This window comes from Streptomyces fractus (assembly GCF_049844455.1).
Lineage (GTDB): Bacteria > Actinomycetota > Actinomycetes > Streptomycetales > Streptomycetaceae > Streptomyces > Streptomyces fractus.
Window position 1 is genome coordinate 7,650,669 of record NZ_JBMYHI010000002.1, and the last position, 22,826, is coordinate 7,673,494.

24 protein-coding genes are annotated in these 22,826 nt (G+C 71.2%); 16 read left to right on the forward strand and 8 right to left on the reverse strand.

All coding sequences use genetic code 11. The annotated features are described in order from the left end of the window. The first annotated feature begins 65 nt into the window (after positions 1 to 65). Positions 66 to 1,586 carry a glutamate-cysteine ligase family protein gene (locus tag ACP4E5_RS36680; RefSeq protein ID WP_425836449.1) on the forward strand — a complete coding sequence of 507 codons (1,521 nt, stop codon included), beginning with the start codon at positions 66 to 68 and terminating at the stop codon, positions 1,584 to 1,586. A gap of 18 nt (positions 1,587 to 1,604) precedes the next feature. Here ACP4E5_RS36680 and ACP4E5_RS36685 read toward each other — a convergent pair whose 3' ends face one another. Next, positions 1,605 to 3,368 carry a substrate-binding and VWA domain-containing protein gene (locus tag ACP4E5_RS36685; RefSeq protein ID WP_425836451.1) on the reverse strand — a complete coding sequence of 588 codons (1,764 nt, stop codon included), beginning with the start codon at positions 3,366 to 3,368 and terminating at the stop codon, positions 1,605 to 1,607. 315 nt (positions 3,369 to 3,683) lie between these two features. On the opposite strand from ACP4E5_RS36685, the gene ACP4E5_RS36690 reads away from it, so the two are divergent. After that, complete coding sequence (locus tag ACP4E5_RS36690; RefSeq protein WP_425836453.1) at positions 3,684 to 4,463, forward strand: CPBP family intramembrane glutamic endopeptidase; 780 nt, start codon at positions 3,684 to 3,686, stop codon at positions 4,461 to 4,463. 6 nt (positions 4,464 to 4,469) lie between these two features. Here the strand turns inward: ACP4E5_RS36690 and ACP4E5_RS36695 are convergent, their stop codons facing one another. After that, positions 4,470 to 5,279, reverse strand: coding sequence for a PhzF family phenazine biosynthesis protein (locus tag ACP4E5_RS36695; protein WP_425836456.1), 810 nt, complete (start codon positions 5,277 to 5,279; stop codon positions 4,470 to 4,472). Between the two features lie 183 nt (positions 5,280 to 5,462). On the opposite strand from ACP4E5_RS36695, the gene ACP4E5_RS36700 reads away from it, so the two are divergent. After that, on the forward strand, positions 5,463 to 6,089 hold the full coding sequence (locus tag ACP4E5_RS36700; protein ID WP_425836459.1) for a PadR family transcriptional regulator: 627 nt from the start codon (positions 5,463 to 5,465) through the stop codon (positions 6,087 to 6,089). 106 nt (positions 6,090 to 6,195) lie between these two features. Here ACP4E5_RS36700 and ACP4E5_RS36705 read toward each other — a convergent pair whose 3' ends face one another. Continuing rightward, complete coding sequence (locus ACP4E5_RS36705; protein ID WP_425836462.1) at positions 6,196 to 6,624, reverse strand: type II toxin-antitoxin system Rv0910 family toxin; 429 nt, start codon at positions 6,622 to 6,624, stop codon at positions 6,196 to 6,198. Positions 6,625 to 6,845: 221 nt separating this feature from the next. On the opposite strand from ACP4E5_RS36705, the gene ACP4E5_RS36710 reads away from it, so the two are divergent. From ACP4E5_RS36710 to ACP4E5_RS36720, 3 genes are all read left to right on the forward strand, one after another. Next, entirely contained in the window at positions 6,846 to 7,391 is a 546-nt protein-coding gene (locus ACP4E5_RS36710; RefSeq protein WP_425836465.1) for a Clp protease N-terminal domain-containing protein, read from the forward strand. A 90-nt stretch (positions 7,392 to 7,481) separates the two neighbouring features. Next, entirely contained in the window at positions 7,482 to 8,501 is a 1,020-nt protein-coding gene (locus ACP4E5_RS36715; protein WP_425836467.1) for an EamA family transporter, read from the forward strand. 422 nt (positions 8,502 to 8,923) lie between these two features. After that, positions 8,924 to 9,808, forward strand: coding sequence for a DMT family transporter (locus ACP4E5_RS36720; RefSeq protein WP_425836470.1), 885 nt, complete (start codon positions 8,924 to 8,926; stop codon positions 9,806 to 9,808). A 4-nt stretch (positions 9,809 to 9,812) separates the two neighbouring features. Here the strand turns inward: ACP4E5_RS36720 and ACP4E5_RS36725 are convergent, their stop codons facing one another. Both ACP4E5_RS36725 and ACP4E5_RS36730 read right to left on the reverse strand, forming a co-directional pair. Further along, positions 9,813 to 10,463: an FMN-binding negative transcriptional regulator gene (locus tag ACP4E5_RS36725; RefSeq protein ID WP_425836473.1), complete on the reverse strand. Its 651-nt coding sequence runs from the start codon at positions 10,461 to 10,463 to the stop codon at positions 9,813 to 9,815. Beyond that, positions 10,463 to 11,152, reverse strand: coding sequence for a pyridoxamine 5'-phosphate oxidase family protein (locus tag ACP4E5_RS36730; protein WP_425836475.1), 690 nt, complete (start codon positions 11,150 to 11,152; stop codon positions 10,463 to 10,465). Before ACP4E5_RS36730 ends, ACP4E5_RS36725 begins: the two co-directional genes overlap by 1 nt. 37 nt (positions 11,153 to 11,189) lie before the next feature. Here ACP4E5_RS36730 and ACP4E5_RS36735 point away from each other — a divergent pair, with 37 nt between their 5' ends. Next, positions 11,190 to 12,521 carry an aminotransferase class I/II-fold pyridoxal phosphate-dependent enzyme gene (locus ACP4E5_RS36735; protein WP_425836478.1) on the forward strand — a complete coding sequence of 444 codons (1,332 nt, stop codon included), beginning with the start codon at positions 11,190 to 11,192 and terminating at the stop codon, positions 12,519 to 12,521. Between the two features lie 262 nt (positions 12,522 to 12,783). Here ACP4E5_RS36735 and ACP4E5_RS36740 read toward each other — a convergent pair whose 3' ends face one another. Beyond that, positions 12,784 to 13,719 carry a DMT family transporter gene (locus tag ACP4E5_RS36740; RefSeq protein WP_425836481.1) on the reverse strand — a complete coding sequence of 312 codons (936 nt, stop codon included), beginning with the start codon at positions 13,717 to 13,719 and terminating at the stop codon, positions 12,784 to 12,786. Between the two features lie 75 nt (positions 13,720 to 13,794). On the opposite strand from ACP4E5_RS36740, the gene ACP4E5_RS36745 reads away from it, so the two are divergent. Continuing rightward, positions 13,795 to 14,712 (forward strand): LysR family transcriptional regulator, encoded by a 918-nt coding sequence (locus ACP4E5_RS36745; RefSeq protein WP_425836484.1) that lies wholly within the window; start codon positions 13,795 to 13,797, stop codon positions 14,710 to 14,712. 55 nt (positions 14,713 to 14,767) lie between these two features. Here the strand turns inward: ACP4E5_RS36745 and ACP4E5_RS36750 are convergent, their stop codons facing one another. Next, positions 14,768 to 15,235 (reverse strand): pyridoxamine 5'-phosphate oxidase family protein, encoded by a 468-nt coding sequence (locus ACP4E5_RS36750; protein WP_425836486.1) that lies wholly within the window; start codon positions 15,233 to 15,235, stop codon positions 14,768 to 14,770. Positions 15,236 to 15,385: 150 nt separating this feature from the next. Here ACP4E5_RS36750 and ACP4E5_RS36755 point away from each other — a divergent pair, with 150 nt between their 5' ends. Beyond that, on the forward strand, positions 15,386 to 16,027 hold the full coding sequence (locus tag ACP4E5_RS36755) for a cysteine hydrolase family protein (protein WP_425836489.1): 642 nt from the start codon (positions 15,386 to 15,388) through the stop codon (positions 16,025 to 16,027). 39 nt (positions 16,028 to 16,066) lie between these two features. Here the strand turns inward: ACP4E5_RS36755 and ACP4E5_RS36760 are convergent, their stop codons facing one another. Further along, positions 16,067 to 16,525, reverse strand: a complete 459-nt coding sequence (locus tag ACP4E5_RS36760) for a Rieske (2Fe-2S) protein (protein ID WP_425836491.1) — start codon at positions 16,523 to 16,525, stop codon at positions 16,067 to 16,069. Positions 16,526 to 16,651: 126 nt separating this feature from the next. On the opposite strand from ACP4E5_RS36760, the gene ACP4E5_RS36765 reads away from it, so the two are divergent. The 7 genes from ACP4E5_RS36765 to ACP4E5_RS36795 all read left to right on the forward strand — a co-directional run bounded on the left by ACP4E5_RS36765 (position 16,652) and on the right by ACP4E5_RS36795 (position 22,787). Next, a complete protein-coding gene (locus ACP4E5_RS36765; RefSeq protein WP_425836493.1) occupies positions 16,652 to 17,461 on the forward strand; it encodes a HipA family kinase in 810 nt (269 codons plus the stop codon). After that, positions 17,458 to 17,841, forward strand: a complete 384-nt coding sequence (locus ACP4E5_RS36770) for a DUF3037 domain-containing protein (RefSeq protein ID WP_425836496.1) — start codon at positions 17,458 to 17,460, stop codon at positions 17,839 to 17,841. Before ACP4E5_RS36765 ends, ACP4E5_RS36770 begins: the two co-directional genes overlap by 4 nt. Positions 17,842 to 17,998: 157 nt before the next feature. Further along, complete coding sequence (fabG, locus tag ACP4E5_RS36775) at positions 17,999 to 18,760, forward strand: 3-oxoacyl-ACP reductase FabG (RefSeq protein WP_425836498.1); 762 nt, start codon at positions 17,999 to 18,001, stop codon at positions 18,758 to 18,760. A gap of 17 nt (positions 18,761 to 18,777) precedes the next feature. Further along, entirely contained in the window at positions 18,778 to 19,545 is a 768-nt protein-coding gene (locus ACP4E5_RS36780; protein WP_425836500.1) for an SDR family oxidoreductase, read from the forward strand. 174 nt (positions 19,546 to 19,719) lie between these two features. Continuing rightward, positions 19,720 to 21,297 carry an ABC transporter substrate-binding protein gene (locus tag ACP4E5_RS36785; protein WP_425836503.1) on the forward strand — a complete coding sequence of 526 codons (1,578 nt, stop codon included), beginning with the start codon at positions 19,720 to 19,722 and terminating at the stop codon, positions 21,295 to 21,297. A 119-nt stretch (positions 21,298 to 21,416) separates the two neighbouring features. After that, a complete protein-coding gene (locus tag ACP4E5_RS36790; RefSeq protein WP_425836506.1) occupies positions 21,417 to 22,100 on the forward strand; it encodes a uracil-DNA glycosylase in 684 nt (227 codons plus the stop codon). A 117-nt stretch (positions 22,101 to 22,217) separates the two neighbouring features. After that, positions 22,218 to 22,787, forward strand: coding sequence for a hypothetical protein (locus tag ACP4E5_RS36795; protein WP_425836508.1), 570 nt, complete (start codon positions 22,218 to 22,220; stop codon positions 22,785 to 22,787). The last annotated feature ends 39 nt before the right edge of the window (positions 22,788 to 22,826 follow it).

The window sequence follows — 22,826 nt, forward strand, 5'->3', positions numbered from 1 at the left end:
ATCCACCGTGACACGCGGCCGGGACGGAGCAGCAACGGGTCGCCCGTGCGAGGAGGGACGCTTCCATGGGGGAGAAGGTCGTTGCGGAGGCGGTCGGGCTGGCCGACCCGCGGCGCTATCGGGAGAAGCTCAAGGAGTGCCTGGAGGGGTTCGGGAGACTGCTGGAAGAGAAGCGCTTCGACCGTCCGCAGAATCTCATGGGGCTCGAGATAGAGCTGAATCTCGCCGGGCCCGACGGGCTGCCGAGAATGATGAATGCGGAAGTTCTGGAGCGCATCGCGAGCCGCGATTTCCAGACCGAACTCGCGATGTTCAATCTCGAAGTGAACATTGCCCCGCACCGGCTCGGCGGCCGCGTTCTCGATCAGCTCGCCGAGGAACTGCGCACGGGGCTCGGATATGCGCACCGGAAGGCGAACGAGGTCGACGCGGGCATCGTGATGATCGGCATTCTGCCGACGCTGAGCGCGGACGACCTGGTCTCGGCGAACCTGTCGGACGTCGACCGCTACACCCTGCTCAACGACCGGATCGTGGCCGCGCGCGGCGAGGACTTCGTGCTCGACATCGCCGGCGTCGAGCGGCTGACCTGCACGTCCTCCTCGATAGCCCCCGAAGCCGCGTGCACGTCCGTGCAGTTGCACCTCCAGGTGACGCCGGGGCGGTTCGCCGATGTGTGGAACGCGGCGCAGGCGGTCGCCGCCGTGCAGATCGCGCTCGGCGCCAACTCGCCCTTCCTGTTCGGGCGTGAGCTGTGGCGCGAGTCCCGGCCGCCGCTGTTCCAGCAGTCCACCGACACCCGGCCGCCGGAGCTCGCGGCGCAGGGCGTGCGGCCGCGCACCTGGTTCGGGGAGCGCTGGATCGATTCCGCGTACGACCTCTTCGAGGAGAACCTGAAGTATTTTCCGCCGCTGCTGCCGATCCTCGACGACGAGCAGCCGCTCGACGTCCTCGCCAAGGGCGACACCCCGAGCCTCGCCGAACTCGTCCTGCACAACGGCACGGTGTACCGATGGAACCGCCCCGTGTACGGGATCGCGGACGGCGTCCCGCACCTGCGCGTCGAGAACCGGGTGCTGCCCGCCGGGCCCACCGTCACCGACGTCATCGCCAACACCGCGTTCTTCTACGGTGTCGTCCGCGCCCTGGCCGAGGAGTCCCGGCCGGTGTGGTCGCGGCTCCCCTTCGCCGCCGCCGCACGCAACTTCGACGCCGCCTGCCGGTACGGCATCGACGCGCGCCTGGAGTGGCCGCGCAGGGGCCGGTTCGGCGGCACCGAGCGGGTGCCGGCCGTGAACCTCGTACGGGACGAGCTGTTGCCGCTCGCGGCGGCCGGGCTCGACGCGTGGGGCGTGGAGCCGGCCGACCGGGACCTGTATCTGGGGGTGATCGAGGAGCGGTGCCGGCTGCGGATGAACGGTGCGGCGTGGCAGTCGGCGACGTATCACCGGGCGCTGGAGAGCGGTCTGGCGAGGGACGCGGCGCTCGCGGCGACCACGCGCCGGTACTGCGAGCTGATGCACCGGGGCGAGCCGGTGCACGACTGGCCGGTCGGGCTGCCCGCGCCGGCCGTTCCGCTGCGCTGAAGGGACCGGTCGACCGGCTCAGTTGCCCTTCGCGCCCGCCTCGATGATCGCCTTCAGGATGACCTGCTGGATGTCCGCCGGGTCGCTGACCTGGTGTCCTGAGCCGCCCGTCGCCGCGGCGACCTGCTCGACCTCCCGTTTGTCGGTGTCGGGGCCCACGGCGATGACGATCAGCGGGACGGGATGCGCGGGGTCGGCGAGGTTCCCCAGCTTCTTGATGAGGCTCTCGCGGGAGATCGACCCCGGGTCCTCGTTGACGCCGTCCGTGACCACCACGACGGCGTTGAACCTGCCGCTCTTGTAGGAGGACGTGGCCTCCTTGTAGGCCGCGAGCGTGGTGTCGTACAGGCCCGTCGCCCCGCCCGGCACCGGCTTCAGCGCGGTGAACGCGGCCGACAGGCGGTCGCGCCGGGTGCCGGAGCCGACGTGGTCGCCGAGGCGCTCGGTCGGGACGAGCTTCTTGTAGTCGCGGTCGCCGTCGAGGAACGTGGAGAACTCCCACAGGCCGATCTCGTCCTCCGGCGTGAACGTGGAGAGGGCCGCCAGCATCGACGCCTTCGTCACCTCCATGCGGGACTCGCCGCGGCTGGGCACGATGTTCCCCATCGACGCCGACGCGTCCACGACCGTCGTGATGCGGGCGCTCTGCACCGTGATCGTCCACATGCCGAGGGTCTCCTCGAGCTGCTCCTCCGAGGGCGCCTTGGCCGCCACGCGCGCGTACGGCTGCGGGGAGCGGCCGCCGGCCCGGGAGACGATCGTCGCGGGGGAGCGGCCGCTGTCGGTGCGGAAGCCGTGCTTCTCCAGGATCGAGCGGCCCTCGGGCGCGCCGAGCAGCGTCATGAAGCGGACGGCCGCGCGGCTCTCGTCGGTGCTCAGCTTGTCCTCGCCGACCAGTGAGAACGGGTAGTCGAGGGTGGGCGAGCCGTCCTTCGGATAGAAGAGGTCGACCGAACCCGCCTCGCCCGCCTCCTTGTTGTGCGCGTACGCCGCCTGCTCGGACAGGATCAGCGCCTCATTGCGCCGCGGGTTGCCCTGCTCGGTGCCGGAGTCGTCGCGCGGCACCGTGTCCATGAGCTGTGCGTCGCTGTCGGACGTGCGCTGCGAGAGGCTCTTGGCCATGGAGGCGGCCTGCGTGCCGTCCCCCTTCTTGGAGGTGGCCGCCAGTTTGGTCAACGCGAGCAGTCCGCTGGCGCTGCGGGAGGGGTCGGCGGCGCCCAGGCGCAGCTTGTCGTCCCGCATGGCGGCGCCCGTCAACTGGGCCCAGGTGTACGTCTTTCGCGGCCAGCCGAAGGACTTCGCGGCTCCGGGCACCATGCCCACGCCGATCGGTGAAGAGGCGACGTTGCCGGCCGGTGTGACCTTGGTGTCCCCGGTGCCCGTCGTAACGCGCTGCACCCAGACGTCCGAGTCGGGCACCCAGACCTGGTAGTGCGCCGCGCCCTTGCCTGCGCGCAGGGTGTCGGCGACCTTGTACGCGTCGCGCGCGGTGACGGCGACGTCGAGGCAGTTGCCGTCGGAGGTGACCTTCTCCCTGCGGGCGCGCTCCGCCGCCTCGCGCAGCGCCGGGGCCATGTCGGGGGAGGCGACCACATCGAGGTGGACCTCGTCCGCGCACTCGCCGCCGAGGCCGATCAGTTCGGGGCGGAACACCGCGGCCGTGCCCGCCGCGGCCACGACGACGAGGGCGGTCACGATGGCCACGGTCCGGCCGCGCGAACGGGGACGGGGTGCGGTGGCGGCCGTCCCGTACTCGTCGGGCATGCTGCTGTGACGTCCCATGGCGGTGGAGCCCCTCCCTGAGCCACAAAGGCAGTTGCGGTATAAGCGGTGGAGCGGCGGAGGGGAGCGGTGCGCCGAATTGCGTCGCCTCGGCCCCCTCGGCCTGTCGCACGCGATCTTCGTACCTGCATTCGAGATCCTAGGGTCCTTCTGACGGGTCAGGCTGGGTGCGGGTGGCCGCCACGTGCGCCGCAGATGTGCGTGCCAGGGCCCGCGACTCCAGCAAGATCCGTCAGAAGGACCCTAGCGGGACGCTGTGACGGATGCGGCGGGATTAGTCAACTGGAGGCAGGTGTGCAGGTGGAGGCGGAACCGATGCCCGGTTCTTCTCCCGAAGGGCGGCTCTCACGGCGCTTTTTGCGGGACGAGACGCTGCTCGTTCTGGGGCTTTCGCTCGGTGCGAGCGGTGTGTCCGCGCTCATCAGCTTCGTCGGCTCCGTCACGAAACCCGGCGGCCTCAAGGACCAGGCGGCGACGATGAACGCCTCGGCGGCGCCCGGCCGCCCGTGGCTCGACCTCGCCTGGCAGCTGTTCGGCATCGCGAGCGCCCTCGTGCCGGTCGCGCTCGTCGCGCACTTCCTGCTCAGGGAGGGCGAGGGGCTGCGCACGATCGGCTTCGACCGGAAGCGTCCGTGGTTCGACACGGGGCGGGGCGCCGCGGTCGCGGCCGTCATCGGCAGCACCGGGATCGCCTTCTACCTCGCCGCGCGCGGCCTCGGCTTCAACCTCACGGTGGTGCCGGAGGCGCTGCCCGACGTGTGGTGGAAGTTCCCTGTGCTGATCCTCTCGGCGGTGCAGAACGCCGTACTGGAAGAGGTCATCGTCGTCGGGTATCTGCTGCGCAGGCTCGGGCAGTTGGGGTGGACGCCGGGCACCGCGCTCGTCGCGTCGTCCGTGCTGCGCGGCTCGTACCACCTGTACCAGGGCATCGGCGGGTTCTTCGGGAACCTCGCGATGGGCGTCGTCTTCGTCTTCCTGTACCGGCGCTGGGGGCGGGTCGGGCCACTGGTGGTGGCCCATTCCCTCTTGGACATCGGGGCGTTCGTCGGATACGCGGTGCTGGCGGGCAAGGTGGGCTGGCTGCCCACCGCGTAGCCCGGGTCACGCGTGCAGTTCGCCCTCGATGGTCGTGACCGCATGGCCGGTCAGGAGCGTGCGCTCACCGCGCAGGGCGACGCGTACGAGACCGCCGCGGGCGGAGGCCTGTAGTCCGGTCAGCTCCTCACGGCCGAGACGCGCCGCCCAGAACGGGGCGAGCGCCGTGTGCGCGCTCCCGGTCACCGGGTCCTCGTCGATGCCGACGCCCGGGAAGAAGCAGCGGGACACGAAGTCGTAGCCCCGGGAGGGGTCCTCCGCGCGGGCGGTGGCGATGACGCCGCGCCGGGAGAGGCCCACGAGCGCCTTGTGGTCGGGGGTGAGCGCCCGCACGGCCTTCTCGTCGGCGAGCTCCACGACCAGGTCGCCGACGGACGGGCCCGTGTCGTGCACGGAGAGCGGCTCGGCGCCGAGGGCCTCGGCGAGCCCCGCGGGGACGGGCTCCTCGGTGAGCGGCGCCGTCGGGAAGTCGAGGGTGAGTGAACCGTCCTCTCCGGGTGTCGCCACGAGCACGCCGCTGCGCGTCGCGAAGCGCACGGGGCCGTGCGTCACCCCGGTCGAGTGCAGTACGTGGGCGGTGGCCAGGGTCGCGTGCCCGCACATGTCGACCTCGGTCGCGGGCGTGAACCAGCGCAGCGCCCAGTCGGCGTCCCCGCCCTCGGGCAGAGGGTGCGCGAAGGCGGTCTCGGCGTGATTGACCTCAAGGGCGACGCTCTGGAGCCACGCGTCGTCCGGGAAGGCGTCCAGGAGCAGAACGCCGGCGGGGTTGCCCGCGAAGGGCCGGTCGGTGAAGGCGTCGACGATACGAATACGCATGTCAGAGACGGTAGTTGCCCCCACTGACAACCGCCCAAGGCCAATCCGGCGCGGGTGGCCTGACTTCCAGGAATCCTCAGGGGCTTGCCATCCGAACAGTCCCGATATATCGTTGAGGCATCGCGATCGGTTGATGATCGCGTTCAAAGTAAACCGCGATCAGTTGTGAAAGGACTGATTCCCATGCGTAACCACGGACACGAACACGGACATGGCAACTTCGGCCCCGGCCGCCACGGCGGGGGCGGATTCGAGCGCGGCGGCTTCGAGGGCCGGCGCGCGGCGTTCGGGCCCTTCGGGCCCGGCTTCGGCGGCCCCGGCGGCCCCGGCCCCTGGGGGCGCGGCGGTCGCGGCGGCGGACCTCGCGGACGGGCGCGGCGCGGTGACGTGCGCGCCTCGATCCTGGCCCTGCTGCAGGACCGCCCGATGCACGGCTACGAGATGATCCAGGAGATCGCCGAGCGCAGCGGCGGCGCGTGGAAGCCGAGCCCCGGCTCGGTCTACCCGACGCTTCAGCTGCTCGAGGACGAGGGCCTGATCTCCAGCGCGAGCGAGGGCGGCAAGAAGCTCTTCTCGCTCACCGACGACGGCCGTACCGCCGCCGAAGAGGGGCCCGACGCCCCTTGGGAGGAGGCCGGTCGCGGCGTCGACTGGGAGGCCATGAACGAGATCCGGAGCGCGAGCTTCGGCCTCATGGAGGCCTTCGGTCAGGTCTGGAAGACCGGCAGCAAGGATCAGCGCGACAAGGCGATCTCCGTCATCAATGACGCGCGCAAGAAGCTGTACCTGATCCTCGCCGACGAGGACTGAGCCCCGTGCGGGCCCGGACAGGCCACAGGGCGCGGAAGAGGCGCCTCGTACGAAAGGTGCGGGGCGCCTCTTCGTGTACCTCTACGTACGTAGTACGTACGAAGGGTCAGGTCACGAGTCCGTTCAGCTTGCGCAGCGACTCGTCGAGCGCGGCCGTCGCCGAGTCCTTGAGCTTGCCCGCCATCAGCGAGACCGCCGCTCCGGTGAACTCGCCCCTGATGCGGGCCGTGGTCGCGTCACCGTCCGGCGCGAGCGAGTAGTGCATGAACAGGTTCACGCCCATGGGGCCCTTGCCCCTGATGGCGAAGGTGCGGGCGGTCTCGAGCTCCTCGATGGTCCAGTTGACCTCGGCCGGGAAGCCCATCAGCTTCATGTTCTCCTCGAACTGTCCGCCCACTTCCAGCGAGGCGGGCCCGCCCTTCGGGAAGTCGGTGTGGGTGGCGTTCCACTTCCCGTACGAAGAGAAGTCGGTGAGCTGTGCCCAGACCTTCTCCGCGGGCGCTTCCATGCGTGCTTCCGCGCTGACTTCGGCCATGTGGCCACCCCTTTGAGTCGAGAGCCATGACGGGCTTCGGTGTCGCGTCGTCGCGGAAAGTAGCCGCGTGGCCTCGAACATTCAATACTGATGAACCGTCAGTTCTGTGGTGAAGCTTTTCGGACCCCTCGGGGACGGGTGGCTCGAACTCATCCGTAAGGAGGAGATGTTCTTGATCAGTGCCCAACTTGTGTCGGACATGAGAATGCTCCTCACCGTGGATGTTCCGCGGGATCCGCGCTGATGGGGTGGGGAGTGTGCATAGCTCAACCCCGTCCGACGCCGATGCGATCGGCCCCACCAGCGACGAACCCGTAGCCGCCCAGCTCAGCGACGAGCTCGCGGCGGTCGTCGCGGGAGCGCGCCGGCGTGCGGTCCGGGACGGGGACCGGCAGATCGACACCGCGCACCTGCTGCACTCCCTCCTCGAGACGGATCCCGACGTGCGCGCCGCGTTCCCCGAGGGCGCGCAGGTGGCGCGGCTGCTCGGCTATCTCGTGCAGCGCAGCATCGGGTACGGGCTGCGCTGGCAGGGGTCGGTGGAGGACTCCGGCGCCGTTCCCCTCGTGCCCTCCGCCCCCGGCTGGTCGCCCGTCGCGGCCGCAGCGATGGAGGCGGGCGTGGAGCGGGCCGCGGCGCGCGGGGACGAGCGGGCGCGCGGCGTCGACGTGCTCGCCGCGCTCACGGCGGACGTGGAGTGCAGGGCGGTCGAGGTGCTCGGCCGGGCGGGCGTCGATGTGGAGCGGCTGCGCCAGCGGCTCAACTGAAGCCGTGTACGAGGCGCCCAGGGGTGTCGGCGTCCATCCCGTGAGACAGGGGTCAATGGGGGTGACGGTCCTGACGCTCCCTGCCATGATGTGCCCGTGCACGAGTCAATGGGGTCTTCGGGGAAGCAGGCAACCCGCGGGCGCGGCATGGGACTGGGCCTCGCCCTCCTCTCCGCTCTCGCGTTCGGCGGTTCCGGGGTGGCGGCGAAGCCACTGATCGAGGCGGGACTCGACCCGCTCCACGTGGTGTGGCTGCGCGTCGCGGGCGGCGCCCTGGTCATGCTGCCCGTCGCCTGGCGGCACCGCGCGCTCGTGCTGCGCAGGCCCGCCCTGCTCGCCGGATTCGGGCTGCTCGCGGTGGCGGGCGTGCAGGCCTGCTACTTCGCCGCGATCTCCCGCATCCCCGTCGGTGTCGCCCTGCTCATCGAGTATCTGGCGCCCGCGCTCGTACTCGGCTGGGTCCGCTTCGTGCAGCGCAAGCCCGTGACGCGCGCCGCCGCGGTCGGCGTCGTGATCGCCGTGGCCGGCCTCGCCTGTGTCGTCGAGGTGTGGTCGGGGCTCGGCTTCGACGTGCTCGGCCTGCTGCTCGCGCTCGGCGCGGCCTGCTGCCAGGTCGGCTACTTCGTCCTGTCCGACCACGGTGGTGACGCGGCGGAGTCCGGGGCCGAGGTGCCCGACCCGTTCGGTGTGATCGCGTACGGGCTGCTCATCGGGGCCGTGCTGCTCACCGTCGTCGCACGCCCCTGGGGCATGGACTGGTCGGTGCTCGCGGGCAGCGCCTCCATGGACGGCACGTCGGTGCCCGCGTGGCTGCTGCTGTGCTGGATCGTGCTGCTCGCCACGGTCGTCGCGTACCTCACCGGTGTGGTGTCGGTGCGGCTCCTCTCGCCGCAGGTGGCCGGGGTCGTGGCCTGCCTGGAGGCGGTCGTCGCGACCGTCCTCGCCTGGGTGATGCTCGGGGAGCACCTGTCGGGGCCGCAGTTGTTCGGCGGGGCGATGGTCCTCGTCGGGGCGTTCATCGCACAGTCGTCGAAGCCCGCGGCGACGCCGCCCGCGCCGTCCGACGCCGCTCCGGAAAATGTGTTGTCGCGCTCCGGCGGGGCTGTCTAAGGTGCCGGGCATGCACGCACGCGCGCTCGTCCTCCCGCCCCCGGCCGTCTGAGGGCTGCCCGGCCGTCGTGGCCGGGCCCGGTCCGCCGGGGATCTCGCCACTGTGGGGCCGCCACCTGAGGGTGCCGGTCGAAACCGTGCTGCCTTAAGTGATCCCCGGTGCCGTGCATGGCCCTGCCGCGGGCGGCACTTCCCGGAGGGACACGGCCGTCCGCTCACGACGGTCCGTGTTCCTGGCCCCCGGCGTGTCCGGAGGGCCGTTCTCCGTGGAGTGTCACGTGTCGCATGTCGTCAAGGCGGGCGCAGCCGCGCCCGCTGATTCCGCCGCTGTATCCGGCTCTGCTTCTGTGTCCGGCTCTGCTTCTGCTTGTGCATCCGGCTCTTCTGGGGCTGTACGTCAACTGCCGGTCGCCCGCGGCCTGGTGTATCTGGTCGTCGCCGGTGTCGCCTGGGGCACCGCGGGGGCCGCCGCCTCGCTGGTGTTCCGGGACAGTGACCTGGGGGCCGGTGCCCTGTCGTTCTGGCGCTGCGCCGGCGGGCTGTTGCTGCTCGTCGCCGTGCGGGCGTTGCGGCGTACGCCTGCACCGGTGTCGTCCGAGACGCGGGGTCGCAAGGCCGTCCGGCTCGGCGTGCTCGGTCTTTCGCTCGCCGTGTTCCAGACCGCCTACTTCGCCGCGGTGCAGGCGACCGGGCTCGCCGTCGGCACCGTGGTCACGCTCGGCGCGGGGCCTGTGCTGATCGCGGTCGGGGCGCGCGTGCTGCTCGGGGAGCGGCTCGGCCTGGGCGGGCTGCTGTCCGTGGCCGGTGCGCTCGGCGGGCTCGGCGTCCTCGTCCTCGGCGGCGGGGGCGCGACGGCGCGTCCGCTCGGGGTGGTGTGGGCGCTGCTGTCCGCGGCCGGTTACGCCGTGATGACGCTGCTCACCCGGTGGTTCGGGCGGCACGGCGGGGGAGGGAACGGGCTCGGCACGACCGTCGGCACGTTCGCGGTCGCCTCGCTCGTGCTGCTGCCGCTCGGTGCGGTGGAGGGCCTGGTGCCGCACACCGGCCACCACCTCGCCGTGCTCGGCCTGTTGGCGTACATCGCCTCCGTGCCGACCGCGCTCGCCTACGCCCTGTACTTCGCGGGCGCGGCGGCCGTGCGCTCAGCCACCGTCTCCGTGATCATGCTGCTCGAACCGGTCGGCGCAGCCGTCATCGCGGTCACGCTGCTCGGCGAGGAGCTCACCGCGGCGACCGTCGCGGGCACCGCGCTGATGCTGGCGGCGGTGACGGGCCTCGCCGCGGCGGAGGCCCGGTCGACCGCCTGAGCCGTTACACCGGTTGGTGACGCCGCCGTCGCTGCGTGGCGAGGGCGGCGGCGTCGCGCGGGTCGCCGCGCTCGGCGAGGCCCGCCGCGATCCTGTCCTGGACCTCCTCGGGCTTGTGCCCCGCGTACTTGAACTTGGCGCGTACGTCCGTCACTTCGAGCAGCAGGCACCGGATCCCCGGCAGCATCCGGCCGTACGGGGCCTCGCCCGCGGCCACCGGCACCGAGAGGCCGGGCGCCTGGAAGTGGCCCACCTGCCGGTTCAGGAGCCGGGCCTTCTCCTCAGGGTCGTCCACCACGCGCGCGGTGCAGCGGAGTTGGACGGCCGCGTAGACGCTGGTCGGCGTGCCGTGCTCCGGCGGGACGTCCGGCGGCGCCTGCCAGGGGCCCGGCACGAACGCGTAGTCGTCCACGACGCTCAGCAGCACCTCAGGGTTGGCGTCGAGCGCGGGCCACAGCGGGTTCGGGCGGGCGAGGTGGGCGACCACCTCGCCGTACTCACCCGCGCCATCAGGGTCGTACGCGAAGTGCATGGGCTGCACGAAAGGGGGTTCGCCGTCGAGTCCGTTGACGGCGAGCTGGCCGAAGTCGTGGGCGGCGAGCCACTGCTGCCATTCCGTGGTGTCGCGCGCCGCATCCCAAGGATGGATCAGCATCACAGCGCCTTGAGGTACGGAGGAACATCGATGCCGTCGGCGAGGTCGTCCGAGGGGAGCAGCTCGCCGTAACCGCGCTGTACGGGGACGACGCCCGCCCAGTGGGGCAGGTCCATGTCCTCGGGGTCGTCGTTCGGGCCGCCCGCGCGGATCTTCGCCGAGACCTCGGAGAGGTCGATGCGGAGCACGGCCGTCGCGGCGAGCTCCTTGGCGTTCGCGGCCCGCGAGTCGGCGGCGCGGCCCTCGACCACGTGGTCGACGAGCGCGTCCAGGGCGAGCCGCTTCTCCTCGGCGTCGGTGACCTGGTGCGCGGTGCCGTGCACCACCACGGAGCGGTAGTTGATGGAGTGGTGGAAGGCGGAGCGGGCGAGCACCAGGCCGTCCACGTGCGTCACGGTCACGCAGACCGGCATGCCCGGGTCCTGCTGACCCGCCATGCGCAGCGGGCGGGAGCCGGTGGAGCCGTGCACGTAGAGCCGCTCGCCGACGCGGGCGTAGAGCGTGGGCAGCACGACGGGGGCGTCGTCGCGGATGAAGCCGAGATGGCAGATGTATGTCTCGTCGAGTATCGAGTGCACCAGGGCGTGGTCGTACGCCGCGCGCTCCTTGGCGCGGGTCGGGGTCGTGCGGTCCGTGGGCGCGTAGGAGGCGGCCGACTCTTCCTGGGGGACGTCCTGGGCGACGCTCATGTTGCGAACTCCATTGCACTAGTACATAGTGTTCTTTGTGCTAGGAGAGTATCGGATCAGTGGGCGTCGCGCAGCAGAGATCTGTGCCAGCGTCGAGCGCGGGGTCATCGCGGGTGACCTGGAGCCGGGTCAACTTCTGCCGCCCATGCGGGAGTTGGCGGATCGGCTCGGGGTGAATCCGAATACGGTCGCGGCCGCGTACCGGTCGCTGCGTGAGCGCGGGGTCATCGAGACGGCCGGGCGGCGCGGCAGCCGGGTGCGTCCGAAGCCGGTCATCACCGCGCGCGAGGCCATCCGCGTGGACGTCCCGGAGGGGGTGCGGAACGTGTCGGACGGCAATCCCGACACCGCGCTGCTGCCCTCGCTGGTCGAGGCGTTCACGGCGGCCGCGGGCGTCGCCGACAAGGATCCGGTGCTGTACGGGGACGACTCCTTGGAGCCGTGGTTGGCGCGCCGCGCGCGGGCCGACCTCGACGCAGACGGGGTGCCGGGCGGGCCCGTCACCGTGACGTCCGGTTCGCTCGACGCCATCGAGCGGGTGCTCGCGGTGCACCTCAAGCAGGGGGACGCGGTCGCCGTGGAGGACCCCGGCTGGGGCAGCATGCTCGACCTCGTGCCCGCGCTCGGGCTGCGGACGGTGCCGGTCGGGGTGGACGACGAGGGGCCGCTGCCGGACGATGTGGAGCGGGCGCTGGGCGCGGGGGCCCGGGCGATCGTGGTGACGGACCGGGCGCAGAATCCGACCGGGGCCGCGGTGGGTCGGAGCCGGGCGAAGGCGCTGCGCGAGATCCTCGGCGCGCATCCGGAGACCCTGCTCATCGAGGACGACCACGGCCACGGCATCGTCGATCTGGCGCTGCATCCGCTCGCCGGGGCGACGCGGCGGTGGGCGTTTGTACGTTCCGTGGCGAAGGCCTACGGGCCCGATCTGCGGCTCGCCGTGCTCACGGGGGACGCCGGGACGGTCGACCGGGTGCGGGGGCGGCAGCGGCTCGGGCCGGGGTGGGTCAGCCGCATCACGCAGCGGGCGGTCGCCGGGCTGTGGGAGGCGGGGGCGGTGGACGCGGGGGCCGTCGCGGCCTCGTACGGGGAGCGGCGTGACGCGTTGGTCGCCGCGCTGGCTGAGCGGGGGGTGGTCGCGCATGGGCGCAGCGGGATGAACGTGTGGGTGCCGGTGCCGGATGAGACCGGGGCGGTGGCGCGGTTGTTGCATGCCGGGTGGGCGGTTGCGCCGGGGGCGCGGTTTCGGATGGAGGCGGGGCCGGGGGTGCGGATCACGGTGTCCCGGTTGGGGGTTGAGGAGATCGGGGTGGTGGCGGATGCGGTGGTGGCGGCGGTGCGGGCCGCTCCGCGGAGGTATTACGCGTGAGGGTTCGGTGGACCGGGGTGCGGTGCCGTGTCGGGGTGGGGCTTCTGGGTTCCGTTGCGCGGCGCCGGGGCTTTTGAGGTGTGCCGGGGCGGCGCCAGTCGTCATGGGCGCGCGGCACCGGGGTGCCGCCTTGCCCACCCTGCCGCCCAAGGCGGCAGATTGCCCAAGGCGGGGGCGGCCGACTGTGAGGGGGCGTGCGGGGTGGGGAGGCGGGGGCGGTCGGGATTGCCCAGGTGTGGGGTGGAGAGGGGGCCCGTGAGGGTCAGGGCTTTCGGCGTGGCTGGGTGAGGGCTGCGCCTGCCAGGACGATGGCTGCGCCGAGGGGGGTGGACCAGGACAGGGGCTCGCCGAGGACCGCGACGCCGGCCGCCGTCGCGATGACCGGGACGAAGTACGTGACCATCTGCGCGGTCGTCGGGCCGACCTCGGCCACCAGTCCGTACTGGATGAGGAACGCCACGCCCGTGCCGAGCGCGCCCAGTGCGGCGATCGCGAGCAGTGGGACCACAGAGAAGTGGGTCGGCCAGGAGGTGAACAGTGGGGTGACGAGCGCGAGTTGGGCGGTCGCGAGCAGCAGCTGCGCCCCGATCATCGACACGTTCGACTCGCCCGTGTTCGCGAGCGTGCGGCGGACGTAGATCCAGCCGATCGGGTAGCAGAGCGAGGCGAGGAGCGCCATCGCCGTGCCCGCCACGTCCAGGCCGTGGAAGCCCTGCCAGACGCCCAGGACCGTCAGGACTCCCAGGAAGCCGATGCCCAGGCCGGCCACCCGGCGCCGCGTGGGCCGGTCCTCGGAGAGCGCGACCATCGAGAGCGCCATGCCCCACAGCGGCGACGTCGCGTTGCAGATCCCGGCGAGCGTCGACGGGATCGATTCCTCGGCGAACGCGAAGAGCGAGAACGGCAGCGCGTTCAGGAACAGCGCCGCGACCGCCAGGTGTCCCCAGGTGCGGGCCCCGCGGGGCAGCCGCTGACGCTTCACGATCATGGCCACGACCAGGACCGCCGCGCCGAACAGCAGGCGCCCGAGCGTGACCTGGAGCGGGGCGAAGCTCTCCGTGCCCACCTTGATGAGCAGGAAGCTGAAGCCCCAGATGAGGGCGAGCACGCCGAAGCGGACGCGCCAGTCGAGGGTGGGCCGCGGGGCGGCGGCGGTGGGCGGAGCCGCGGTGGCTCGGGAAGCGGTCGTCGTGCTCATGGGGTCCAGATTGGCTCCCCGCTTCTTCGTAGCACAAGCGAGATTATTTTCCGGGTACCGATTAGCATCACTTACATGTTGAACCTGGAGCGCCTGCGGGTCCTGGACGCCCTGGCCCGGCACGGATCGGTGAGCGGCGCGGCCGAGGGTCTGCACGTCACCACGTCCGCCGTCTCGCAGCAGATGGCCAAGCTGGAGCGTGAGGCGGGACAGCAGTTGCTGGCCAAGCGCGGGCGCGGCGTGCGGCTCACCGACGCGGGCCGGCTGCTCGCGGAGCACGCGGCGCGCATCCTCTCGCAGGTCGAGCTGGCGCAGTCCGACCTGGAGGCGCAGCGCGGGCAGGTCGCGGGGGAGTTGCGGCTCTCCGCGTTCCCGACGGCCGCCCGCGGACTGTTCCCCGCCGCGCTCGCCGCGCTGCGCGCCGAGCATCCGCAACTGCGCGTACGGTCACAGGAGTTGGAGCCCGAGGCGGCGGTGGCCGAGGTGATCCGCGGGGATCTCGACCTCGCCGTCGTGCTGGACTGGTACAACAAGCCGATGCCCATGCCGGAAGGCCTGGTCAAGGCGAGCATCCTCGACGACCCGGCCGATATCGCCATGCCTGCCGGTCATCCGCTGGCGGGGCGCGCGGAGGTCGGACTTGAGGACTTCGCGGACGACGAGTGGATCACCTGGGGGCAGGGTGAGTTCTGCCACGAGTGGCTGATGTTCACGCTGCGCGCCAAGGGAGTCGAGCCGCAGGTCGCTCACCGCGCCGCCGAGACACACACCCAACTCGGCCTGGTAGCGGCCGGGTTGGGGGTGTGCGTCGCGCCGCTGCTCGGCCGCGACCCGATGCCCGAGGGCGTGGTGACGGTTCCGGTGCGGCAGAAGGTGCGGCGTCATGTGTACGTCGTGTGGCGTGCGGACGCGGACCGGCGGCCCTCGATCCGCGCGGCGGTGCGGGCTCTTCAGAAGGTGGGGGCGGACCTTGGGCGGCTCGCCGAAGGGTGAGGTCACCGTCACGGGGCTCCGCCCCGGACCCCGCTCCTCAATCGCCGGAGGGGCTTTACAGGGCCAGCTTCCGGAAGTCCCACGACGCGATCTTGTCCGGAGTGAGCCGCGCCCACGCGTGCCGGCCGTCGTAGACCATCTCGGTCAGCCCGAAGTTCTTGTGTGCGAACAGCCGCTCTACGGCGTCGAGTTCGGGGCACGGCTCGCCGGTGCGCGGGGCCTCGCCGACGAACTCCATGCGCCCGGACAGCTCGACGCCGCGCAGCTCCCCGTACTCCTCGCCCGCGTCGACCACCACCGCGACCCGGCCGTCGGCCCGCAGGTCGGCCCAGCGGCGGCTGCGCGAGAGTGAGTACAGCCACAGCGACGTGCCGTCCCAGGCGAACCAGAGCGGGCTGACGTGCGGTGTGCCGTCGGCGGACACCGTGGCGACGCGGCAGGTGCGCTGCTCGGCGAGGAACGCGTCGCGCTCCTCGGGTGACATCATGATCTTCCGGCCGCAGCGCTGGGTGGCGGTGGTCATAGGGACTCCCTTGTCCGGCATCCGACGTCAATCGGGCATGCCTGTGGTCCGGCTGACGTGGTATCAGGAAGGCAGCATGCGACCTCTTCCCAGTACACGCAATGGTGGCTACCCTCCAGCAGCCCGGAAACCGACAGGCAGGGGGCGGTCGTGCCGTCGAACGAGAAGCGCGAGAAACTGGCCGGACTGCTCGCTCCGGCGAGCACCGTGCTGCTGACCGTCGAGTGCCAGCAGGGCGTCGTAGGCGCCGACAGTGCCCTACCTGAACTTGCCGAGGAAGCACGGGCGTCGGGGGCCCTCGCCAACGTGGCACGACTGGTGGCCGCCGCCCACGAGAGCGGGGTCCAGGTGCTGCACGCCGTCGCGGAGCGGCGCCCGGACGGCCGCGGGGCGAGCCGCAACGCCCGCCTCTTCCGCGCCGCCGAGCGCCTCCCCGTGAAACAGCTCTCGGGCACCGACGCCGTCCGCGTCGCCCCGCCCGTCGAGGTCGCGGACGAGGACCTCGTCGTACGCCGGCTGCACGGGCTCTCGCCGATCTCCGGCACCGACGTCGATCCGCTGCTGCGCAACCTCGGCTGCCGCACGCTCGTCGTCACCGGTGTCTCCGCCAACGTAGCCATCCCGAACGCGGTGTTCGACGCCGTGAACCTCGGCTACACGGTGGTCGTGCCGCGGGACGCCATCGCGGGGGTACCCGCCGACTACACCCCCGCGATGATCGACAACACGCTCGCCCTGGTCGCCACCGTGACGGCGACACCGGACGTGCTCGCCGCGTGGAAGCGCCCTTAGTGCCCTTATGTGCCCTTAGCGCCCTTAAGGACGCAGCGGCTACGCGAGTTCGATCGAGTCGCCGCTGACCTTGAGCTTCATCTCCTCCAAGGGCTGCGTGGCCGGCGGGTGCGCGACGCTGCCGTCCTTGATGGAGAACTTGCTGCCGTGGCACGGGCAGTCGATGGTGCCGCCGGCGACCTTGTTCACCTTGCATCCCTGGTGCGTGCAGATGTTGGTGAACGCCTTGAACTCGCCCGACGCGGGCTGTGTCACGACGACTCCGGCGTCCGCGAAAACCTTTCCACCGCCCTCCGGGATGTCCGCGGTCTTGGCGATCTCCTTGCCTTTCTTCTCGCCGCCGCCCGACGACGCGTTGCCCGCGGGCTGTGACGTGTCGTCGTCCGAGCTGCCGCACGCGCTCAGCGCCGCGGCGATCCCCACGGCGCCGACCGCCGTGACGACGGTGCGCCGGGTCGGAACGTGGCTCGTGGGTGCGGGCTCCTGAGAAGCGGTCATGAGGTGAAGGTCCCTTCATCGGTGGGTCGGGTCGAGGGGACGTGCTGGATCCCGTGGGGGTTTTCCTGAGGTACGTACGGTGATCCCTGGACGTTCAACGTCATCCTGATCTCATAACCTGTGCGCATGCTCACCGAAGTCACCGCGACCCGCTATGTCACCCCATTGAGGGAAGGCGGGTCGCTGCCCGGTCTCGTCGAGGCCGACGACCTCACCTCGTACGTCATGAAGTTCACCGGCGCGGGACAGGGCCGCAAGACGCTCGTCGCCGAGGTCGTCTGCGGCCAGTTGGCGCGCGCGCTCGGCTTTCGTGTGCCGGGGCTCGTCACGCTCGAACTGGACCCGGTGATCGGCCTCGGCGAGCCCGACCAGGAGGTGCAGGAACTGCTCAAGGGCAGCGGCGGCACCAACCTCGGCATGCGGTTCCTGCCGCGGGCGCTCGGCTTCGACCCCCTCGCGTACGTCGTCGATCCGGTGGAGGCGGGCCGGATCGTCTGGTTCGACGCGCTGATCAACAACGTCGACCGGTCCTGGCGCAATCCCAACATGCTGGTCCAGGGCGGCGAGCTGTGGCTCATCGACCACGGCGCCAGCATGATCTGGCACCACAACTGGCGCGGCGCGCACGCGTGGGCGGACAAGCCCTACGACGCGAGCGACCACGCCCTCGCCCGCTTCGGGCCCGAGGTCTCCGCCGCCGCGGCCGAGCTCGCGCCGCTCGTGACGGAGGAGGTGATCGCCGCGGCCGTCGCAGACGTACCGGATGTGTGGCTCGCGGACGAGCCCGGGTTCGACACCCCGGAGGCGGTGCGGCGCGCGTACGTGGAGACGCTACGCGCGCGTGCCGCCACGATCCATGAACGCGTCACGCTGCCCGCGGCCGGCGCCCGACCCGCCGGAACGCCCGGCTGGGTGACCGAGGGAGCGGCCCGATGACCGAGCGCCATGTCTTCGAGTACGCCCTGCTGCGCGTCGTGCCGAGTGTCGAACGCGGGGAGCAGATCAACGCCGGTGTCGTCGTGTACTGCCGCGCCAAGTCCTTCGTCACGGCCCTCACCCACCTCGACGAGAAGCGGCTGCTCGCGCTCGACCCCGAGGTGGACGTGACCGGCGTGCGCGCCGTGCTGCACGCCGTCGAGCGGCACTGCCGCGGGGGAGCCGACGCGGGCCAGGCGGCGCAGGACGACGCCGGGCGCCGCTACCGCTGGCTCGTCGCACCGCGCTCGACCGTGGTGCAGCCCGGCCCCGTGCACACCGGCCTGACCACGGATCCGGCCGCCGAGGCGAAGCGCCTCCTCGGTCTCTTGGTGCGCTGAACGCCCAGGTCGAGAGCCCCTAGTGATCAGTCGCACCTGGTGGGTACGTTGACACCGGGTGCCAGGGCTTCTAGCGTCGCACGCACAGGGTACTAAGCGGTTGCTCACCCGTACCGGGCGGAGCGGCCGCACCTCTAGGGCGAGGAGACCGAAGAGCATGTCCACCACTGAGCAGCGCGTAGCGATCGTCACGGGAGCCGCGCGCGGCATCGGCGCCGCCACCGCGATCCGTCTGGCCGAAGAGGGCCGCGCCGTCGCCGTGATCGACCTCGACGAGGCCGCCTGCAAGGACACCGTCGAGGCGATCACCGCCGCCGGTGGCAAGGCCCTTGCCGTCGGCTGCGACGTCTCCGACGAGGCGCAGACCGAGGCCGCCGTCGCGCGCATCGCCGAGGAGCTCGGCGCCCCCACGATCCTCGTGAACAACGCGGGCGTGCTGCGCGACAACCTGCTGTTCAAGATGAGCGCGAACGACTGGGACACGGTCATGAACGTGCACCTGCGCGGCGCGTTCCTGATGTCGAAGGCCGTCCAGAAGCACATGGTGGACGCCAAGTTCGGCCGCATCGTGAACCTGTCGTCGTCCTCGGCGCTCGGCAACCGCGGCCAGGTCAACTACTCCGCCGCCAAGGCCGGTCTCCAGGGCTTCACGAAGACCCTCGCCAAGGAGCTCGGCAAGTTCGGCGTGACCGCCAACTCCGTGGCTCCGGGCTTCATCGTCACCGAGATGACCAAGGCCACCGCCGAGCGCGTCGGCATGGGCTTCGAGGACTTCCAGGCCGCTGCCGCGACCCAGATCCCGGTGCAGCGCGTGGGCCGCCCGGCGGACATCGCCAACGCCATCGCCTTCTTCACCGGCGAGCAGGCCGGCTTCGTCTCGGGCCAGGTCATGTACGTGGCCGGCGGCCCGCTCAACTGAGGCCGGGGGACATGGACATGACGACTTCCGAACTTCCGGAGCCCTCCGGCAGGGTCGCGCTCATCACGGGCGCGAGCCGCGGCATCGGCTACGGCATCGCCGAGGCCCTCATCGCGCGCGGTGACCGCGTCTGCGTCACCGGACGCGGCGAGGACGCCCTCAAGGAGGCCGTCGAGGCCCTCGGCTCCGACCGCGCGATCTACGTAGCGGGCAAGGCGCACGACGAGGCGCACCAGGCCGCCGCCGTCGAGCGCACCATGGAGGCGTTCGGCCGCGTCGACTTCCTCGTCAACAACGCCGGTACGAACCCGGTGTTCGGCCCGATCGCCGAGCTCGACCTGAACGTGGCGCGCAAGGTCTTCGAGACCAACGTCGTCTCCGCGCTCGGCTTCGCGCAGCAGACGTGGAAGGCGTGGCAGAGGGAGAACGGCGGTGCGATCGTCAACATCGCGTCCGTGGCGGGCATCTCCGCCTCGCCGTTCATCGGCGCGTACGGCATCAGCAAGGCCGCCATGGTCAACCTGACGCTCCAGCTGGCGCACGAGTTCGCGCCGCAGGTGCGGGTCAACTCGATCGCCCCGGCGGTCGTGAAGACGAAGTTCGCCACCGCCCTGTACGAGGGCCGGGAGGCCGAGGTCGCGGCCACGTACCCGATGGGCCGGCTCGGTGTGCCGGAGGACATCGGGGGCGCCGCCGCGTTCCTCACCTCGGAGCAGTCCGGCTGGATCACCGGGCAGAACCTCGTCATCGACGGCGGCAAGTTCCTCAACGCCGGCGTCGAATAGGACCGAACAGCTCCTCGGGGCCGACCGGCCCCGAGGTGAGATTCCGGGCGTTGCGCGACAACGTTCCACAAAGGGTCCCGCTCGCGAAGTGCCCCGTTGTTTCAACCCAGTTGAACCGGCGGGGCGCTGCGATATTGTCTGCCGATCTGGCATGGCCGATCGAGGAGCGAGCGCGTGTTCAACCGTTTCCCTGCCCCTCGCGCGTGGGCGGCGTTGGCGTCGATGACCCTGCTCACCGGGTGCGGGCTGGTGAATTCGGGCGAGAGCTCCGATGAGCGGCCCATAGCCGTGGGCACCACCAGTGTGCCGAGCACGCTGGACCCCGCGATGTCCTGGGACGGCTCGTGGGAGCTGTTCCGCAACGTCTACCAGACCCTGGTGTCGCTGCCGTCGGGCGCCGCCGAACCGCAGTCGGACGCGGCCCAGTGCCGATTCGAGGACTCCGCCAACCGCGTCTACCACTGCGAGCTGCGGGAGGACATGAAGTTCTCCAACGGGGACACGCTCGACGCGAAGGCCGTGAAGTACTCCATCGACCGGGTCCGTAGGGTCGGCGGGAGCGGCGGGCCCGCCGGGCTGCTGGGCAGTCTCGACCGCGTGGAGACGCAGGGTGAGCGAGGCGTAACGTTCCGCCTCACGAAGCCGGACGCCACCTTCCCGTTCGTGCTCTCCACTCCGGCCATGTCGATCGTCGACCCGTCCGCGTACCCGGCCACGTCCGCGCGCACGGACGGCAAGGTGACCGGTTCGGGGCCGTACGTGCTCCGGTCGTACGCCGACGGCAGCAAGGCCGAACTCGTGCGCAACGACAACTACCAGGGCTTCGCGGACCGCAAGAACGACGCGGTGACGATCCGCTACTTCAAGACGTCGTCCGCCATGGTCGGCGCCCTGAAGGCGAAGAAGATCGACGCGACCTACCGCGGTCTCGCGGCCGACGACATCGTCAAGCTCCAGGACAAGCAGGGCGTCGACGGCCTGCAACTCGTCGAGGGCGCGGGCATGGAGATCAGCTATCTGGTCTTCAACCCCAAGGACCCGTGGGCGGGCAAGCGGGCGGTGCGCCGGGCGGTCGCCCAGGTCGTCGACCGTGGGGCGATCGCGGAGAAGGTGTACGCGAACACCGTGGAACCGCTGTACTCGATGGTCCCCAGGGGCCTCGCGGGCCACACCACCGACTTCTTCGACGAGTTCAACGACCCGAGCCCCGCGAAGGCGGCCGAGATCCTCTCCAAGGCGGGCATCACCGCCCCCGTCCCGCTCACGCTCTGGTTCACCTCCGACCGCTACGGCTCCGCCACGGCGCCCGAATTCGCCGAGATCAAGCGGCAGTTGGAGGCGTCGAAGCTCTTCAAGGTCACGCTCAAGAGCCGCCCCTGGAAGCCGTTCGAACAGGGTTACAAGAAGGGGGAGTATCCGGTGTTCGGGCGCGGCTGGTTCCCCGACTTCCCCGACGCGGACAACTTCATCGCGCCCTTCGTGGGTGAGAAGAACGCCCTGAGCACGCCGTACGTCTCGCCAGAGATCACCGACAAGCTGCTTCCGCTGTCCCGCAAGCAGAGCGACCGGGGCGCCGTGGCGCGGCAGTTCGAGCAGGCCCAGCACGTCATGGTGCGGGACGCGCGGCTGCTGCCGCTGTGGCAGGGCAAGCAGTACATCGCGGCGAGCGAGGAGATCTCGGGCGGCGAGCGGGCCCTCGACCCGTCGACGATCATGATGATGTGGGAGCTGCACCGCAAGACGAGCTGGTGAACCGGGCGCGGGCGTCGATTGTCAGTGGGCGCCGGTAGGTTTCTGGGTGTGGAGGCGACCGCGTCCCCGGCAGGGTGGGGCGCGGGCGTGTATGTGCCCGTACCCCGGAGGTTGTTGACGTGACCGACACCGCGATGCTGCCCGAGTCCTGGCGCGGCGTCCTCGGCGACGAACTGCAGAAGCCCTACTTCAAGGAGCTCACCGAGTTCGTCGAGGAGGAGCGCGCGAAGGGTCCCGTCTACCCGCCGCGCGAGCAGGTCTTCGCCGCGCTCGAGGCGACGCCCTACGACAAGGTCAAGGTGCTCGTCCTCGGCCAGGACCCGTACCACGGCGAGGGGCAGGGGCACGGCCTGTGCTTCTCGGTGCGGCCCGGCGTGAAGACGCCGCCCTCGCTGCGGAACATCTACAAGGAGATGCAGGCCGAGCTCGGCACCCCGATCCCGGACAACGGCTATCTGATGCCGTGGGCCGAGCAGGGCGTGCTGCTGCTCAACGCGGTGCTCACGGTGCGGGCCGGCGAGGCCAACTCGCACAAGGGCAAGGGCTGGGAGAAGTTCACGGACGCGGTGATCCGCGCGGTCGTCGAGCGGCCCGACCCGGCGGTCTTCGTGCTGTGGGGGAACTACGCGCAGAAGAAGCTGCCGCTCATCGACACCGAGCGGCACGCGGTGGTGAAGGGGGCGCACCCCTCGCCGCTGTCGGCGCGGAAGTTCTTCGGCTCCCAGCCGTTCACGCAGATCAACGAGGCGATCGCCGCGCAGGGTCACACGCCGATCGACTGGACCGTTCCGGACCTGGGCTGAGCGCGGGCCCGGCTCGCGGGGAGTCGTGCTTGAGCTGGATTGTCAGTGCCGCCGGTTAGCGTCGTCGGATCGGACATCGTGGTCGGGCGCGCCGGGCGGCCGAGCTTGGAGGAGACAGTGGCACAGCAGCGTGAGCAGGCGTCGGACGACGCCATGATGAGCCGCATCGGGCAGGCGGTCATGCTGCACCACGGGGGCGACCGCGAGGAGGCGCAGGGGCGCTTCCTCGGCCTGTGGGCGGAGATCGGGGAGGACGGCGACCCGCTGCACCGCTGCACGCTCGCGCACTACATGGCCGACACGCAGGACGACCCGTCGGACGAGCTGGCCTGGGACCTGCGCGCGCTGTCCGCCGCCGACTCCCTCACCCAGGAGCGGCTCGCCGAGCACGAGTCGTCGCTGGCGTTGCAGGCGTTCTATCCGTCGCTGCATCTCAACCTGGCGGCGGACTACGTGAAGTTGGACCGCCCCGGGGCGGCCCGCAGCCATCTGTCGCGGGCTCGCGCGGCGGCGGGGGCGCTGGGGGACGACGGGTACGGGGACGGGGTGCGTGCCGCTCTCACCCGGCTGGAGGACAGGGTGGCCACGATGGGGGCGGGGCCGGTCGAAGCGAGAGAGGGGGGCGGGCGAGGGGACGGGGGGCGGCCCGGCGGGGAGCCGCTGGGGCCGCCGAGGACGGGGGCGTAGGCGGGGGAGCGGGTTGGTGGGTGGCTGGGGGTGGTTGCT

Excerpts from the sequence above, each read along its gene's own strand:
- ACP4E5_RS36695 (WP_425836456.1), bottom strand. The coding sequence starts at position 5,279 with ATGCGTATTCGTATCGTCGACGCCTTCACCGACCGGCCCTTCGCGGGC.
- ACP4E5_RS36710 (WP_425836465.1), top strand. The coding sequence starts at position 6,846 with ATGTTCCGCGGGATCCGCGCTGATGGGGTGGGGAGTGTGCATAGCTCA.
- ACP4E5_RS36690 (WP_425836453.1), top strand. The coding sequence starts at position 3,684 with ATGCCCGGTTCTTCTCCCGAAGGGCGGCTCTCACGGCGCTTTTTGCGG.
- ACP4E5_RS36725 (WP_425836473.1), bottom strand. The coding sequence starts at position 10,463 with ATGCTGATCCATCCTTGGGATGCGGCGCGCGACACCACGGAATGGCAG.
- ACP4E5_RS36685 (WP_425836451.1), bottom strand. The coding sequence starts at position 3,368 with ATGGGACGTCACAGCAGCATGCCCGACGAGTACGGGACGGCCGCCACC.
- ACP4E5_RS36745 (WP_425836484.1), top strand. The coding sequence starts at position 13,795 with ATGTTGAACCTGGAGCGCCTGCGGGTCCTGGACGCCCTGGCCCGGCAC.
- ACP4E5_RS36680 (WP_425836449.1), top strand. The coding sequence starts at position 66 with ATGGGGGAGAAGGTCGTTGCGGAGGCGGTCGGGCTGGCCGACCCGCGG.
- fabG (WP_425836498.1), top strand. The coding sequence starts at position 17,999 with ATGTCCACCACTGAGCAGCGCGTAGCGATCGTCACGGGAGCCGCGCGC.
- ACP4E5_RS36780 (WP_425836500.1), top strand. The coding sequence starts at position 18,778 with ATGACGACTTCCGAACTTCCGGAGCCCTCCGGCAGGGTCGCGCTCATC.
- ACP4E5_RS36700 (WP_425836459.1), top strand. The coding sequence starts at position 5,463 with ATGCGTAACCACGGACACGAACACGGACATGGCAACTTCGGCCCCGGC.
- ACP4E5_RS36740 (WP_425836481.1), bottom strand. The coding sequence starts at position 13,719 with ATGAGCACGACGACCGCTTCCCGAGCCACCGCGGCTCCGCCCACCGCC.
- ACP4E5_RS36750 (WP_425836486.1), bottom strand. The coding sequence starts at position 15,235 with ATGACCACCGCCACCCAGCGCTGCGGCCGGAAGATCATGATGTCACCC.
- ACP4E5_RS36705 (WP_425836462.1), bottom strand. The coding sequence starts at position 6,624 with ATGGCCGAAGTCAGCGCGGAAGCACGCATGGAAGCGCCCGCGGAGAAG.
- ACP4E5_RS36765 (WP_425836493.1), top strand. The coding sequence starts at position 16,652 with ATGCTCACCGAAGTCACCGCGACCCGCTATGTCACCCCATTGAGGGAA.
- ACP4E5_RS36770 (WP_425836496.1), top strand. The coding sequence starts at position 17,458 with ATGACCGAGCGCCATGTCTTCGAGTACGCCCTGCTGCGCGTCGTGCCG.
- ACP4E5_RS36730 (WP_425836475.1), bottom strand. The coding sequence starts at position 11,152 with ATGAGCGTCGCCCAGGACGTCCCCCAGGAAGAGTCGGCCGCCTCCTAC.
- ACP4E5_RS36760 (WP_425836491.1), bottom strand. The coding sequence starts at position 16,525 with ATGACCGCTTCTCAGGAGCCCGCACCCACGAGCCACGTTCCGACCCGG.